The sequence below is a fragment of the Streptomyces sp. NPDC053079 genome (assembly GCF_044546695.1).
Taxonomy (GTDB): domain Bacteria; phylum Actinomycetota; class Actinomycetes; order Streptomycetales; family Streptomycetaceae; genus Streptomyces.
In genome coordinates this window covers 967,812-982,045 of record NZ_JBITZJ010000001.1, presented here as the reverse complement: position 1 = coordinate 982,045, position 14,234 = coordinate 967,812, and the positions used below count along the sequence as shown (strand labels likewise).

General features: G+C 73.3%; 13 protein-coding genes and 1 pseudogene. 6 read left to right on the top strand and 8 right to left on the bottom strand.

Annotated elements, in window-relative coordinates:
* Positions 1-71: 71 nt before the first annotated feature.
* Positions 72-2,828, top strand: coding sequence for a SpoIIE family protein phosphatase (locus tag ACIGXW_RS03865; RefSeq protein ID WP_399569452.1), 2,757 nt, complete (start codon positions 72-74; stop codon positions 2,826-2,828).
* Positions 2,829-2,894: 66 nt separating this feature from the next.
* On the opposite strand, the gene ACIGXW_RS03860 is transcribed toward ACIGXW_RS03865, so the two are convergent.
* The 4 genes from ACIGXW_RS03860 to ACIGXW_RS03845 all read right to left on the bottom strand — a co-directional run bounded on the left by ACIGXW_RS03860 (position 2,895) and on the right by ACIGXW_RS03845 (position 7,514).
* Entirely contained in the window at positions 2,895-5,141 is a 2,247-nt protein-coding gene (locus ACIGXW_RS03860; protein WP_399570809.1) for a HelD family protein, read from the bottom strand.
* A 217-nt stretch (positions 5,142-5,358) separates the two neighbouring features.
* Complete coding sequence (locus ACIGXW_RS03855) at positions 5,359-6,138, bottom strand: lysophospholipid acyltransferase family protein (protein ID WP_079274444.1); 780 nt, start codon at positions 6,136-6,138, stop codon at positions 5,359-5,361.
* 137 nt (positions 6,139-6,275) lie between these two features.
* Positions 6,276-6,686, bottom strand: a complete 411-nt coding sequence (locus ACIGXW_RS03850) for a hypothetical protein (RefSeq protein WP_399569449.1) — start codon at positions 6,684-6,686, stop codon at positions 6,276-6,278.
* Between the two features lie 30 nt (positions 6,687-6,716).
* The gene (locus tag ACIGXW_RS03845; RefSeq protein WP_399569447.1) at positions 6,717-7,514 is read right to left on the bottom strand and encodes an NAD(P)H-dependent oxidoreductase; all 798 of its coding nucleotides are present in this window, start codon (positions 7,512-7,514) and stop codon (positions 6,717-6,719) included.
* Between the two features lie 82 nt (positions 7,515-7,596).
* On the opposite strand from ACIGXW_RS03845, the gene ACIGXW_RS03840 reads away from it, so the two are divergent.
* Positions 7,597-8,496 carry a helix-turn-helix domain-containing protein gene (locus ACIGXW_RS03840; RefSeq protein ID WP_399569445.1) on the top strand — a complete coding sequence of 300 codons (900 nt, stop codon included), beginning with the start codon at positions 7,597-7,599 and terminating at the stop codon, positions 8,494-8,496.
* A 37-nt stretch (positions 8,497-8,533) separates the two neighbouring features.
* Here the strand turns inward: ACIGXW_RS03840 and ACIGXW_RS03835 are convergent, their stop codons facing one another.
* On the bottom strand, positions 8,534-8,878 hold the full coding sequence (locus ACIGXW_RS03835) for a MerR family transcriptional regulator (protein WP_360907733.1): 345 nt from the start codon (positions 8,876-8,878) through the stop codon (positions 8,534-8,536).
* A 159-nt stretch (positions 8,879-9,037) separates the two neighbouring features.
* Between ACIGXW_RS03835 and ACIGXW_RS03830 the strand changes: the two genes are divergently transcribed.
* Together ACIGXW_RS03830 and ACIGXW_RS03825 are read left to right on the top strand one after the other, a co-directional pair.
* The gene (locus ACIGXW_RS03830; RefSeq protein ID WP_071966353.1) at positions 9,038-9,670 is read left to right on the top strand and encodes an NAD(P)H-dependent oxidoreductase; all 633 of its coding nucleotides are present in this window, start codon (positions 9,038-9,040) and stop codon (positions 9,668-9,670) included.
* Positions 9,671-9,816: 146 nt separating this feature from the next.
* A pseudogene (locus tag ACIGXW_RS03825) lies at positions 9,817-9,987 on the top strand (helix-turn-helix domain-containing protein); the annotation flags it as partial.
* Here the strand turns inward: ACIGXW_RS03825 and ACIGXW_RS03820 are convergent.
* On the bottom strand, positions 9,984-10,406 hold the full coding sequence (locus ACIGXW_RS03820; RefSeq protein WP_399569442.1) for a MarR family winged helix-turn-helix transcriptional regulator: 423 nt from the start codon (positions 10,404-10,406) through the stop codon (positions 9,984-9,986). The pseudogene ACIGXW_RS03825 and the gene ACIGXW_RS03820 sit on opposite strands and share 4 nt — an antisense overlap.
* A 98-nt stretch (positions 10,407-10,504) precedes the next feature.
* Between ACIGXW_RS03820 and ACIGXW_RS03815 the strand changes: the two genes are divergently transcribed.
* Entirely contained in the window at positions 10,505-11,542 is a 1,038-nt protein-coding gene (locus ACIGXW_RS03815) for a hypothetical protein (protein ID WP_399569440.1), read from the top strand.
* A gap of 15 nt (positions 11,543-11,557) precedes the next feature.
* On the opposite strand, the gene ACIGXW_RS03810 is transcribed toward ACIGXW_RS03815, so the two are convergent.
* Complete coding sequence (locus ACIGXW_RS03810) at positions 11,558-12,031, bottom strand: MarR family transcriptional regulator (RefSeq protein ID WP_071966348.1); 474 nt, start codon at positions 12,029-12,031, stop codon at positions 11,558-11,560.
* Positions 12,032-12,089: 58 nt separating this feature from the next.
* Here ACIGXW_RS03810 and ACIGXW_RS03805 point away from each other — a divergent pair, with 58 nt between their 5' ends.
* On the top strand, positions 12,090-12,497 hold the full coding sequence (locus tag ACIGXW_RS03805) for a glyoxalase/bleomycin resistance/extradiol dioxygenase family protein (protein ID WP_399570807.1): 408 nt from the start codon (positions 12,090-12,092) through the stop codon (positions 12,495-12,497).
* Between the two features lie 45 nt (positions 12,498-12,542).
* Here ACIGXW_RS03805 and ACIGXW_RS03800 read toward each other — a convergent pair whose 3' ends face one another.
* Positions 12,543-14,123, bottom strand: a complete 1,581-nt coding sequence (locus tag ACIGXW_RS03800) for a phosphodiester glycosidase family protein (protein ID WP_399569437.1) — start codon at positions 14,121-14,123, stop codon at positions 12,543-12,545.
* Between the last annotated feature and the right edge of the window lie 111 nt (positions 14,124-14,234).

The window sequence follows — 14,234 nt, the reverse complement described above, 5'->3', positions numbered from 1 at the left end:
GCCACGAATCCGTGCGCCCGGTGTGGCGCGTACCGTTCGCGCCGCCGCAAGGGGCGGGGTAGACATGGGGTATGGCCCGAAACCGGGGCCGCTCCCGGGGGCCCTCGGGCCGCTGGTTCGCCGGTCGGCGCCCGGGCAGTCGGCGTGAGCGGCGACAGCGCGATGGCTCGCGCCTGCCGTGGTTGCGGCGCCTGTCGCCGGTGTCGAGCATCCGCAGCGTCGCCGGTCAGATGTTCATCCTGCAGGTGCTGATCGTGCTGGTGCTCGTCGTGGCCGCCGGCACCGCGCTGGTGCTGCAGGCGCGCAGCGACCGCTTCCAGGCGGCGCGCGACCGCTCCCTCGCCGCGGCCGAGGCGTTCTCCCACTCGCCCGGCCTGGTGGACGCGATGCGCGGGCCCGATCCGGCCAAGGTGCTCCAGCCGGCGGCCGAGGCCACGCGCAAACAGGGCGGCGTGGACTTCCTGGTCGTGATGAACCGCGACGGCGTCCGCTACTCGCACCCCGACCCGAAGGAGATCGGCAAGAAGTTCGTCGGCACCATCGAGCCGTCGCTCAGCGGCCACGTCACCGTCGAGGAGGTCAGCGGCCCGCTGGGCGAGGAACTGCAGGTCGTGGTCCCGGTGACGGACGCCAACGGCAAGGTCGTCGGCATGGTCTCCTCGGGCCTGAAGATCAGCTCCGTGAGCAGCGCGGTGGACCAGCAGCTGCCCGTCGTCATCGGGGCCGGCGCCGCGGCCCTCGCCCTGGCCACGGCCGGCACGGCACTGGTCACACGGCGGCTGAAGCGCCAGACCCACGGCCTGGGGCCGGTCGAGATGACCCAGATGTATGAGCACCACGACGCGGTGCTGCACGCGGTGCGCGAGGGCGTGGTCATCGTCGGCGGCGACGGGCGGCTGCTGCTCGCCAACGACGAGGCGCGCCGGCTGCTGGACCTGCCGCCGGACGGGGAGGGGCGCCCCGTCACCGAACTCGGCCTCGACCCCCGGATGGCCGAACTGCTGGCGTCGCGTCGCGTGGCCACCGACGAGGTGATCCCCGTCGGCGAACGGCTGCTCGCGGTGAACAACCGGCCCACCGACCGCCGGGGCGGGCCGCCCGGCAGCGTGGCCACGCTGCGTGACTCCACCGAGCTGCGCGCCCTCGCCGGGCGCGCCGAGGTCGCCCGCGGCCGCCTGCGGCTGCTGTACGACGCGAGCGTGGCCATCGGCACGACCCTCGACGTCCAGCGCACGGCCGAGGAGCTCGCCGAGGTGGCCTCCCCCCGCTTCGCCGACTACGTCTCCGTCGACCTCGCCGAGCCCGTCCTGCGCGGCGAGGAGCCGCGGGGCGGGGTGGGCAGCGAGGCACCCGAGCTGCGCCGCGTGGCGCTCAGCGGCATCCGGGACGACCACCCCCTGTACCGGGCGGGCGAGGTGCACCGGTTCGCCGCGCCCACCCCGCAGGCCCAGGGCTTCGTCAGCGGGCAGGCCGTGCGCGTACCCGATCTGCAGGCCTCCTCCGGCTGGCGCACCCAGGACACCGACCGCACCCAGGCCATCATCGACTTCGGCTTCCACTCCCTGATCACCGTGCCGCTCAAGGCGCGGGGCGTCCTGATGGGGATCGTCAATTTCTGGCGGTCGGAGGGCAGCAGCACCTTCGAGGAGGACGACCTGTCCCTGGCCGAGGAGCTGGCGGCCCGGGCCGCGGTCTCCATCGACAACGCGCGGCGCTTCACCCGCGAGCACGCGATGGCGGTGACCCTGCAGCACAGCCTGCTGCCGCGCGGTCTGCCCGAGCAGGACGCCCTCGACATCGCCTACCGCTATCTGCCCGCCCAGGCGGGGGTGGGGGGCGACTGGTTCGACGTCATCCCGCTGCCGGGGGCACGCGTCGCCCTGGTCGTCGGCGACGTGGTCGGTCACGGTCTGCACGCCGCCGCCACGATGGGCCGGCTGCGCACGGCCGTGCAGAACTTCTCCACCCTCGACCTGCCGCCGGACGAGCTGCTCGGGCACCTCGACGAGCTGGTCGGCCGCATCGACCAGGAGGCGGACGCGGCGAACGAGGAGGCCACGATCGCGGGCGCCACGTGCCTGTACGCGATCTACGACCCGTCCTCCGGGATCTGCAGCCTGGCCCGGGCCGGCCATCCCCTGCCGGCGCTCGTGCACCCCGACGGCACGGTGGAGTTCCCCGAGCTGCCCGCCGGGCCGCCGCTCGGGCTGGGCGGCCTGCCCTTCGAGGCCGCGGAGCTGCGGCTGCCCGAGGGCAGCAGCCTCGTGCTGTTCACCGACGGCCTCATCGAGGACCGCCGGCGGGACATCGACGTCGGGCTGCAGATCCTGCGCGACACCCTCTCCCAGGCCGGCCGGAGCCCTCACGAGACCTGCGAGGCGGTCCTCCAGGCGCTGCTGCCGGCCCGTCAGAGCGACGACATCGCCCTGCTCGTGGCCCGCACCCGGATGCTGGCGGACGAGCAGATCGCCGAGTGGGAGCTGCCCTCGGACCCGTCGGTCGTGGCCGGGGCGCGCGCCGACATCACCGAGCAGCTGGCGCGGTGGGGCCTGGAGGAGGCGGTGTTCACCACCGAGCTGGTCCTCAGCGAGCTGATCACCAACGCCATCCGCCACGCCTCCGGTCCGATCCGCGTCCGGCTGCTGCGGGACCGCTCCCTGATCTGCGAGGTGTCCGACACCAGCAGCACCTCACCGCACCTGCGCTACGCGGCCGACGAGGACGAGGGCGGCCGCGGGCTGTTCCTGGTCGCCCAGCTCGCCGAGCGCTGGGGCACCCGCTACACCCCCGAGGGAAAGGTCATCTGGGCCGAGCAGCCCCTGGCCTGAGGCGTACGCGCGCCCGGGGCCCACGGGCCCGGGCGCCGCGCCCGTGCGCGGCGCCCCGGCGCGCGGTCACGGGCGGGACGCGGCGGCGTCCGGTGCCGCGAGCCCGTGCAGCCCCGCCGGCAGGGGGCCCGTGTGGACGACGCCCAGCCGCTGGGTGGCCCGGGTGAGCGCGACGTACAGATCGCTCACCCCGAACTCCCCCGGCTCCGCCACGATCACCGTGTCGAACTCCAGCCCCTTGGCCTGGCGCGGATCGAGCAGGACGACCGGGCTCGTCAGGTCCGGGGAGGCACCGGCGGAGGCGGCCGGCACGGCGGCGGACAGGGCGGCGTGCAGAGGGCGGGGGGCGATCACCGCGAGACGGCCCTCCTCCCGGCGCTCCCGGTCCACGGCGTCGGCAACCGCGCGGGGCAGGTCGTCGGCGTGCCGCGCCCACGGCTGTATGCCGGTGGAGCGGATGGACCGCGGCGGCTCGAACGAGGGGTCCGCGCACCGGATCACCCCTGCCGCCACCTCCATGATCTCGGCGGGCGTGCGGTAGTTGACGCCGAGCCTGACGTGTTCCCAGCGGTCGTCGACGTACGGCGTGAGGATCGTCTCCCACGAGCCGCAGCCGCCGGGCTCGGCGGTCTGCGCCGGGTCGCCGACAAGGGTCAGCGAACGGGTCGGGCAACGGCGCATCAGCAGCCGCCACGCCATCGCGGACAGCTCCTGCGCCTCGTCCACGATGATGTGGCCGAACGCCCAGGTGCGGTCGGCGGCGGCGCGCTCGGCGGCGCTGCGGTGGTCGGCCTCCTCGTGCCGGTCGGCGAGCCGTTCGGCGTCGACCAGGTCGTGGGCGCCCAGCACCTCCGAGTCCTCGTCGTCGCGGTCCTCGAACTCCTGGGTGCGGGAGCCGTAGGACAGGTCGAGGACGCCCTGTGCGTAGGCGATGCGCCGCTGGCGCTCGGCCTCGGCGGCGGCGCGGGCCGCCGAGTCGTCCTCGCCGAGCAGCTCGGCCGCCTCGTCGAGCAGCGGGACGTCCGCGGGCGTCCAGCCGTCCTGGTCCGCCGGCCGGCGGACGGCCCGCGCGTCGGTGTCGGGGAGGTGGACGGGGTCGGCGAGGAAGTCGGCGACCAGCTGCTGCGGGGTGAGGGCGGGCCACAGCTCCTCGATGGCGGCGTGCACCTCGCGGCTGGCGGCGACCCCCTTGCCGAGCTGGGCGATGTCGTCCGGGCCGAGGAGGTTCGGGCCGCCGTACGGGTCCGCGCCGATACGGTCGGCCAGCTGGGCGGTGAGCGCGTCGATGATCCGGAACGCGAAGTACGGCCGGGCGAGGTTGTGCGGCAGCGCGGTCTCGCGGGCGTGGCGCCGGGCCTCCCGTGCCATGTCCGCGTCCAGCCGCAGCTCGCCGTCCTCGTGGTCGATGACGCGGACCGGGTCGGGCAGGCTCTGCCGGTCGGCCACGTAGCGGGCCAGGGCACCGGCCATCGCGGCACCGCCCTTGACCTCGGCGGCAGCGGGGGTGTCGGTCGCGGTCGCGGTCACGCCGGGGAAGAGCTCACCGGGGGTGGCGAGCAGGACCCCGGTCTCGCCGAGCGAGGGCAGCACCTCTCCGATGTAGCCGAGGAACGCCGGGTTGGGCCCGACGATCAGCACGGCGCGGCGGGCCAGCTGCTCCCGGTGCGCGTACAGCAGATAGGCGGCGCGGTGCAGCGCGACGACCGTCTTCCCGGTGCCCGGGCCGCCCTCGACGACGAGGACGCCGCGGTGCGGGGCACGGATGATGCGGTCCTGCTCGGCCTGGATGGTCTGCACGATGTCGTGCATGCGGCCGGTGCGCGCGGCGTCCAGCGCGGCGAGGAGGACGGCGTCCGCGTCGCTGCTCTCATGGCCGGTGCGCAGGGTGTCGGTGAGGTCCAGGATCTCGTCGTGCAGGGCGGTGACCCGGTCCCCGTCGGTGGTGATGTGCCGCCTGCGGCGCAGCCCCATCGGGGTGTGCCCGGTGGCGAGGTAGAAGGGGCGCGCGACCTCGGCCCGCCAGTCGACGACGAGCGGGGTGTGCTCCTCGTCGTCGCGCCGGATGCCGATGCGGCCGATGTGGTGGTCGCGACCGTCGCGGAACGCGAGCCGTCCGAAACACAGCCCGTTCTCCCCCGCGTTGAAGGCGGCCAGCAGCCCGGACTGCTCGGCCACCAGCACATCGCGCTCCAGCCGCGCCTGGAAGGTGCTCGCGCCCTGCGCGAGCGCGCCCCGCACGGCGGCCTCGGCCCCGTCCCGCAGCTCGGCGAGGCGCCCGTAGAGCATATGGATGAATTCCTGCTCCTGCCGCAATTCCTCGTTTGACAATGTGACTCCCGCCCGGATAAGATGGCCTCATAAAGCTTCCCCATGCTCCGAGTTCGCGAAGGCATGGAAATCCCCAATATACGCAGAGAAATACCCCGGCCGTCAAACGGTCCGGGGTATTTCTTTTTCGTACGGGAGCTTCGTGGAAGGCGTTCCGGGAGGCTCGCGGCGGGCGCCGGGGCGCCCGCCGGGCCGTATCGGGTCAGGCAGCCGCGGACCGGCTGCTGTCCGGTTCGAGGCGCTCCGCCTCCTGCGCCGCGTGCGCGGCCCACGGGCGATCGGCCGGTCCGGCGGGCGGGCGCACGGCGTGCAGGGCCGCCCTGGCCTCCGTCGCATAGGTGTCGACGTATTCCTGGTCCGACAGCTTCAGGATCGCGTACATGATTTCGTCCGTAACGGCTCGCAGTACCGCCCGCTGGTCGTGCATTCCCTCGTACCGGGAGAAGTCCAGCGGCTCGCCGAAACGAATGGTGATCGGCACGATGCGCGGCAGCCGCCGCCCCGTCGGCTGCGACTCGAACGTCCCGATCATCGCGCACGGGATCACCGGCGCCCCCGACTCGAGCGCCATGGCCGCCACGCCGACCTTGCCCTTGTACAGCCGCCCGTCGTGCGAGCGCGTCCCCTCCGGGTAGATGCCGAGCAACTCACCCCTGCCGAGCACCTCCAGCGCGGTGTCGACCGCCGCCTGGGCCGCCTCCTTGCCCGACCGGTCCACGGGAATCGCCCCGATGCCGCGGAAGAACGTCGCGGTCAGCCGGCCCTTCAGCCCCGGCCCCGTGAAGTACTCCATCTTCGCGAGGAAGGTGATCCGGCGCTTGACCATCACCGGCATCATGAAGTGGTCGGAGAACGACAGATGGTTGCCCGCGATGATCGCCGCTCCGTTCTGCGGCACGTGCCGCAGCCCCTCCACGCGCGGCCGGAAGAGCCAGCGCAGCAGCGGTATCAACACCACGGATTTGAACGCGAAATAGAACATCCAGTGAGCCCCTCACCCGAGTAACCCCCGCGCCGAGGCACGGTAGTAGGGGGCGGGGGATCATGGGGAGAGCGTCTATTCGGCCACTGCGCGCCCCCAGCTGAATCCCGCCGGGGCGGGGCACGGGGCGGACGCCCCTACCGGCCGCTGCGGGCCTTCTCCTCCACCCGGGCGCGGAGCTTCTCCTCAACCCGGTCGCGCAGGAGCTCGTACTCCTCCCGGAGCCGGCCGAGCCGGGGCGGCCGGGCTATGACCGTGCCACCGGTGACCGTCTCGTGCGGCCCGAACTGCTCCCGGGTGAGGTCGATCTCCACGCCCATGCCCAGCCGGTTCCACCAGTGGTAGTCCGTCTGCTCGCCGTCCACGCGGACCTCTCCGCGGATCAGCTCACCGCCCAGCAGGTCGTTGACGACCATGGCGGTCACACCGCACTGGTCCCGGGCGGGATTGTCCGGGCTCCAGCGGGAGCGGTACTCGGGCGTGCACGTGGCTGCGTCCCAACTGCTGCGGACGGCTTCTTCGATGTCGGTCAGAAGGAGAGGAGTCATGCCGGCCATGCTGGCAGGCGCCACTGACAATCACCGGCCGCCCGGGCGGACGTGGAGATCCAGGCTGCTCGTCCCCGGCGCCTCCACGTCCGGCAGCAGCCGCATGTCGTGGTCGTAGTCGCCGCCGACGAGCGAACGGAAGGGGACCGGCTCGTCCGTGAAGAGCCCGTCGAGCCGGAGCGCGTACTCCCGTTTCGCCGCCTCGAACCGCTCCTCCGGCAGGCCGTTCGCGCCGTACAACGCGAACGGTTCGAGCGGCGCCATGCCGGTGAACCAGAACAGGCCGTGCTGCACCGGGTGGAGGACGTCCGCCAGCCGCCCGTGGATGCCCCGGTCGGAGAACCCCGACTGCCGGGCGCCGATCGTCACCGACACCAGCGCCCGCCGTCCCGCCAGGGCGCCCTCGCTGTAGGGCGGGGGGACCGCCGGGCCATGGGCGAACCCGTAGGTGAACACCCGGTCGAACCAGCCCTTGAGTATCGCGGGCACCGAGAACCACCACATCGGGAACTGCAGGATCACCGCGTCCGACCAGCGCACCTTCTCCTGCTCGGCCGCGATGTCGGGCGACAGCCGGCCCGCCGGCGTGGCCCGCTCGTGGGCGGCCAGCACGTCCAGCCGCTGGTCCGCGCAGTGGTCGGGGAAGTCGTCCGCGTCCACCGTCGCCTTCCACTTCATCGCGTGGAGGTCGGACACCCGCACCTCGTGCCCTGCCCCGCGCAGGTGCTCGACCGCGAAGGCGGTCAGGGAGGCGTTGAGCGAACGGGGCTCCGGGTGGGCGCTGACGACGAGGATCTTCTTCCGCCGCTGCGGCGTGGTTTCGGTCATGACGCCACGTTCTCCCGGGCGCGGCCGGGCAGCCAGCACCCTGTTGTTCCTGGTACTGCGAGGGCCACCCATACTGGAGCCCATGAACGGCGTGACCAAGGACGTGGGCAGCGACGCGATCGACGGGGTCGGTGACACCCGCCGGGCGCTCGGCGGCTTTCTGCGCGCCCGCCGGGGGCGCGTCGCGCCGGAGCACGTCGGGCTCGCCGGCGGGCGTCGGCGAAGGGTGCGTGGGCTGCGCCGCGAGGAGCTGGCCCAGCTCGCCGGCATCAGCGTGGACTACTACGTACGCCTGGAACAGGGCCGGGCCACCCAGCCCTCCCCCGAGGTGCTCGACGCGCTCGCCACGGCGCTCGGCCTCGACGCGGCGGAACGCGGGCACCTCGCCACCCTGGCCGACGCCAGGCGCCATCCCGCGCCCGACGCCCGCGTCAGCGCGCCGCTGCGGCGGATCCTGGACGCCATGGCCCCGCTCCCGGCCTTCGCGACGGACCACCGCCTGGACGTGGTGGCCTGGAACGATCTGGGCGCCGAACTGATCGGCGGCCTGGCCGGGCCGGGCCGCCGCGACCGGAACAACGCCCGGTTCCTCTTCCTCGACCCCGCCTCCCGCGTCGTCCACCCCGACTGGAAGGACAGGGCGGCCGAGGCCGTGGGCCAGCTGCGGGTCTCCGCAGGGCGCTACCCCGACGACGCGCGGCTGTCCGCGCTCGTCACCGAACTGTCCGAACGCAGCACCGAGTTCCGGCGGATCTGGGCCACCGGCGAGATCGTGATGTGCGCAGCGGGCCGCAAGCGCCTGCGGCACCCGCTGGTGGGGCTGCTCACCCTGGACTTCGAGACGCTGCACGTACCGGCCGCGCCCGGCGAGACGGGCCTGGTGGTGCACGTCTTCAGCGCCGAGGAGAACAGCCGGGAGGCAGCCGCCCTCGCCCGGCTGTCCACGGCCGCCACGCGGATGCCGCAGCCGTACGCCGGGTGACCCGGCGGGCGGCCGTTCGGGCCGGGCCGGCTGCCGTTCAGGCCTTCGCCAGGAAGCCTGCGAGGGTGCTGCGGCGGCGTTCGAGGCCGTCGATGCGCTCCTCCGTGGCCGCCAACGCCCTGTCCAGGGTGGCCCGCAGGTCCGGGCACATGTCGAACTCCGGCCGCTCGCCGCGGGCGCACGGCAGCACCGAACGGATCACCTCGGTGGACAGGCCCGCGTCGAGCAGGGCACGTACCTGCCGCACGGTGGTCACCGAGTCCTCTTCGTAGTCCCGGTAACCGTTGGGACCGCGCCCGGCCTCGAGCAGTCCCTGCGCCTCGTAGTACCGCAGCAGCCGCGGGCTGACCCCGGTACGCCGGGACAACTCTCCGATCAGCATGTGACCCGCCCCATCCGCGCTCGACCTTCCCCTCGACGTGAAGCCTCACCGTCGGCCCCATCGTATCGACAAGATCGTCACGGCACGGAATGACCGACGGCGCGGGCCGGTTGTTCCGTCCACACGATTCCGTAGTGCTGACAATTGATGGAGTGGGACATGACCTCTTTCGTTGCTGAACGGGACGACCAGGCGGCGGCCGACCGCTCGTTCCTCTTCGTCCTCGGCAGCTCCCGCCCCGAGGGCAACACCGAGACCCTCGCGCGGGCCGCCGCCGAGCAGTTGCCCACCGGTGTGTCACAGCGCTGGGTGGACCTGACCCGGCTGCAGTTGCCCGACTTCCAGGACGGGCGGCACGAGAGCGAGGCCTGGCAGCCCGAAGAGAACGAGGAGGCGCTGCGGGCGGCCACCCTGGAGGCCACCGACGTCGTCCTCGTCTCGCCCCTGTACTGGTACACCCTCTCCGCGCACACCAAGCGCTACCTCGACTACTGGTCGGGCTGGCTGACGGCGCCCGGCTCCGACTTCAAGAAGCGGATGGCCGGCCGGACCCTGTGGGGGGTCACGGTCATGGCGGACCCCGACGAGGCCGTCGCCGACGGGCTGGTGACCACCCTCAACAACTCGGCGGCGTACATGCGGATGCACTTCGGCGGGGTGCTGTTCGGCAACGGCTCCCGGCCCGGCCAGATACGGGACGACGAGCGGGCCATGCTCCGCGCCAAGACCTTCTTCCAGCGCGAGGCCCCGCTCGCCCGCTTCCCCCAGGAGGAGAAGGCCGACGGGCGGTAGCCGCCCGTACCCGTGCCGGGGCCCCGCCGCCGCCCGCGGCGTCGGTCAGGGGCTCCGCACTCCCGTGGGCGCCGTCGCCCGCACGTACTCCTCGAAGGAGCGGGGGGCGCGGCCGAGTGCCTCCTGCACACCGGTACTGACGTAGTCGTTTGACCCTGGCCGCCGACCGGCTGCGCGCGCCCAGGGCCACGGTCACGGCGGTGGCCAAGGAGGTCGGGTACGCGGACGGCTTCGCGTTCAGCGCGGCCTTCAAGCGCGTGCGCGGCGTCAGCCCGTCCGCCCACCGCGCCGTGTCACGGGTGCCGGACGCGCCCTAGCAGGAGGCGTTGTAGCGCAGCAGGTAGGCGGCGAAGCGGGCGAGGTCGTCCTCGTCCCAGTCGGCGAGACGCTCCCGGAAGGCCGTGCGGCGGTTGTCGCTGACCTGTGCGAGGGCCGCGGTGCCCCGGGCGGTCAGGTGCAGGACCTGGGCGCGCTGGTCTTGGGGGTCGGGGCGGCGTTCGATGAAACCGAGGCGTTCGAGGTCGGCGACCTGTCGGCTGACGGTGGACTTGTTGAGCATGAACCGGTCGGCGAGGTCGGCGGCCCGGCATCCGCTTTGGTCCTCCAGGTGGGCGAGGAGGGCGAAGGAGACCAGCGACAGCTCGGGGTGCATGCGGGCGGCCACGGCCCGGGAGCGCCGGGCGAAAGCGGTCAGCTCGCGCTGGATGGTGTCCAGGGACTGGTCACGGTCGGACATGGGGTGGTGGCCTCTCTTGCTCGTCTGGTTGTAGAGTACAACTTAATGAAGTAGTTGTAAATACCAACCATCCCCTCGCGGGGAGTCGAGGAAACACCATGAAATCCGCGACAGGCGGCGCGCTGCGCCATGTCCTCACCCACCTGCTCACCCCGCTGCTGATGTGCGTCGGCATGGGCCTGGCCTACCTCGGCGCGTTCGCCCACCCCTCCCCCCACGAACTGCCGGTCGCCGTGGTGGGCTCCGGCCCCGGCGCCCAGGCCCTGGCCCGCACCATCGCCGACAAGGCCGGCGACGACCTCGCCGTCCGCACCGTCGCCGACCGGGCGCAAGCGGAGGACCAGCTGCGCCACCAGGACATATTCGGCGCGTTCGTGCCCGGCGAGAAGACACCGGAGCTGCTGGTCGCCTCGGCCGGGTCGGACACCACCGCCGCCGTCGTCCAGAAAATCTTCACGCCCGTGGCGGCCCGTCAGGGCGCCCCGCTGAAGGTCACCGACATCGCACCGCCCACGAAGGACGACCCGACCGGGCAGGGCATCTTCTTCCTCCTGGTCGCCCTCAGCATCGGCTCCTACGCCTCCGTCGCGGTGATCGGCGGAGCCGGGGCGGTCCTGCCCATGCGGGTACGGGCGCTGCTGGCCGCGGCGACGTCCCTGGTGGTCAGCGTGATCGGCGTCGCCCTGGCCGGCCCCGTCTTCCACCTCGTCGACCACGGGCTGGGCGGGCTGTGGGGCATGGCGTGGCTCTACTCCGCCGGCGTGCTACTGATCGGCACCGGGCTGCACACCTTCCTCAAGCGCTGGACGACGCTGGGGATGATGGTGCTGTTCGTCATGCTCAACTTCACCAGCTCCGGAGGCATCTTCCGGCCCGAGCTGCAGAACGGCTTCTTCGCGCCCCTGCACGACGTCTGGAACGGTGCGGCCTTCGTCGAAGGCACCCGCAGCCTCGCCTACTTCGACGGCATCGACCTGGGCGGGCACGTCTGGACGCTGGCCCTGTGGCTGGTCGCCGGCCTGGCCGTGACCGCCCTCGCCTGGGCGGTCGAGTCCCGGCGCCCGGCGGGGACCGTCACCGCGGCGTCCGCTGACGCCGATGCCGAGGAGGAAGTGGAGGAAGCGGTCGGAGTCTGACCTCGCCGCGGGGTGTCAGGGCGCGACGTCATCCGCGTCGGGCAGTCGGCTCACGTGGTCGAACAGCCGCAGCAGCAGCTCCGACAGCCGGTCCCGCTCGGCCGGGTCCAGCGGCGCGAGGACCTCTTCCCGCACCGCCCGCGCGTCGGCGTCGAGCTCGCCGAGCAACGCCCGGCCGGCCGCGGTCACCTCGACCGACACCCGGCGCCGGTCGGCGGGGTCCTGGCGGCGCTCCACTGCCCCGGCCCCGGCCAGGGCGTCGACCACCTTGGCCACGTCGCTGGGGTGCAGGGCGAGCCGCGCCGCCAGGTCACGCTGACTGTGCGGGCCGAAGTCCGTGAGCGCGGCCAGCACCGCCATGTGCCACAGCCGCAGCCCGCGGACGGCGAGCCGCTGCGCGAGCCTGCCGCGGGCGGCCTTGCCGATCTTCGACAGCAGGTAGGTGTCGAGCCGCAGCAGGCTCGGCGGCAGGTCGTGTGCGGTGTCCATACCCATGATTGTAGGTGCGCACCTACAGTAGGTGTCGCCCTACGAACAGGAGACCGCCATGGACGCCCTGCACCCCCGCCTGCTGGCCGCCCGCTTCGCCGACTGCTTCGGCTTCTACGGGGCCGTACTGCCCGAACTGATCGGCGCCGTGCTCGCCGGCGGCGGACCGGCGGGCCCCTACGCCTCCTGGGACGTCGACGGCCAGGGCGTGCTGGCGCTGTTCGACCGCGCCGCGATAGCGGCGGTCGCCGGCACCTCCGCCCTGCCCGCCGAGCCCTCCCCCGCGCAGGACCGGACGATGTTCGTCTGCCGTGTCCCGGACGTCGACGCCGGGCTCGAGCTCTGCCTCCGGCACGGCGCCTGCGAGGTGGCGGGGGCCACCGACCGGCCGGAGTGGGGCCCGAACCTGCGCACCGCGCACCTGCGCGACCCGGCGGGGAACCTCATCGAGCTGCAGTCGTACTGACGCCCCGCCGGCCCGGCACCGGCTGCCGGGCCGGCCTGCACGACGTCAGCGGATGATCAGTGCGTTGGCCATCAGCCGGGGCCCGGTGCTGTCCGAGGGCCGGTTGACGACACGGCCGCCGATGACCATCGTCGTGGAGCCGCCCCCGTCGAGGTTGAGGGCGTCCACCGCGCCGAGGGCGCTCATGACGGCCGCGCTCTCCTTGAACGACACCCCCGAGCTGTAACCGGGGCGGCGGCCGTCGATGGTGACGAACAGCAGCGAGCCGTCGGCGGCGATGCCGGCGAGGGTGCGCGGGTGCCGGTGGGTGGCGAAGTAGTCGTAGAAGCCCGGATCCTCCGGGTAGTTGAAGCCCTCGGCATCCGCGGGCACGACGATGCGGCCGTCGCGCAGCAGCTGCGGCCCGCCCGAGACGGCGTCCACACCACGCCCCGCCACGGCCGTCAGCGGCCGGCGCTGCCGGTCCAGGGCGGCGCTGGACACCGTCAGCACCGCGCCCTGCCGGGCGTGGTCGCGCAGCCACTGGGCGCCGTCGCCGGTCCCGGCGAGCACCGTGGCGTCGGCCGGCACGGTGCCGCCCCGGCCCTCCCGGACCTCGAGCACCTTGCCGTCGCGGCCGAGGACCGCCACGACGCCGGCCCCGGCGTGGACCGACCCCTTGAAGAAGCCGGTGTACTGGATGATCTCGGAGTCGTCGGTGCACAGGGAGTCGTGCCGGGGGCGTTCGGTCGGCCGGTCCCCGCCGGTGCCACCGCAGGAGCGGATCTTGCCGGGGGCCCGGTTCAGCCCGTCGACCTCGCGCTGCGCGCCGTCGGCGGAACGCACCCGCAAGGCGGTGGTGAGCTGCTGGACCGAGGGCCGTACGCGCGCCTCAGAGGGCAGGACCAGCGCACTGCGCCCCTGCACCGCCTCGCTGAGCAACTGGCCGTCGACGACCGAGAGCCCGGCGACGTCCCCGAAGGTGCCGTCCTCCTCGTCGGACCCGTAGCTGCCGTTGACGCCCGCGATGCCGCCCGTGCGCCGGACCATGTCGGCGAGGGTCTCACCGCCGGGCACCCGGTCCAGCGACTGCCGCGCCTCGACCCTCTGCCGCTGACCGGCGGCCACGCGCAGCACGTCGACCACCCAGGGCCCGGAGCGCGACGTCATGTCCTCCCCGGTGAAGTAGGTGCGCGCGGGCCGGAACCCCGCCGCCCTCAAGTCCTTCACCAGCTTGGCCGCCGCCTCCTGATCGGCGAGCGACCCCACCCGCACGCGCCAGCCCCACGGCGCGTTCGAGGGCAGGTCCTGCGGGCGTTCGTCGACCCTGCTCACAGTGGGCGGGAACCCCGCCGCGGCCAGCCGCGCGGCCAGCTCACGTGCCGGGGCCTCTTCCCGCAGCAGCGCGACTTCGATGGTCCAGCGGTTGCGCGCGTCGGTACGCCCCCGCTTGATCCTGGTCCAGGTCACCCCCGGGGCGACCTGCGTGGTCGAGCGCGTCTCCGGGAGACCGGCGTCCCCCAACGGCAGGCGCTGTGCGGCCGGTTGGGCGACCGCCCGCGCCTGCGTGCCCGTGGTGGGCGAGACGAGCGTCAGCATGACCAGGCCGGCAGTCAGCGCCGACCAGCGCATACGTCTGATCTTCACCACTTTTCTCCCCTGCCCTCTCGGTGTCGTGTCGCGGGCTGTCGCCACAGCGTGGACGCACAGCGTGTCGCGCACGAGAACGCTCAGCTCAGCATGGCGTAATGGGGCGGA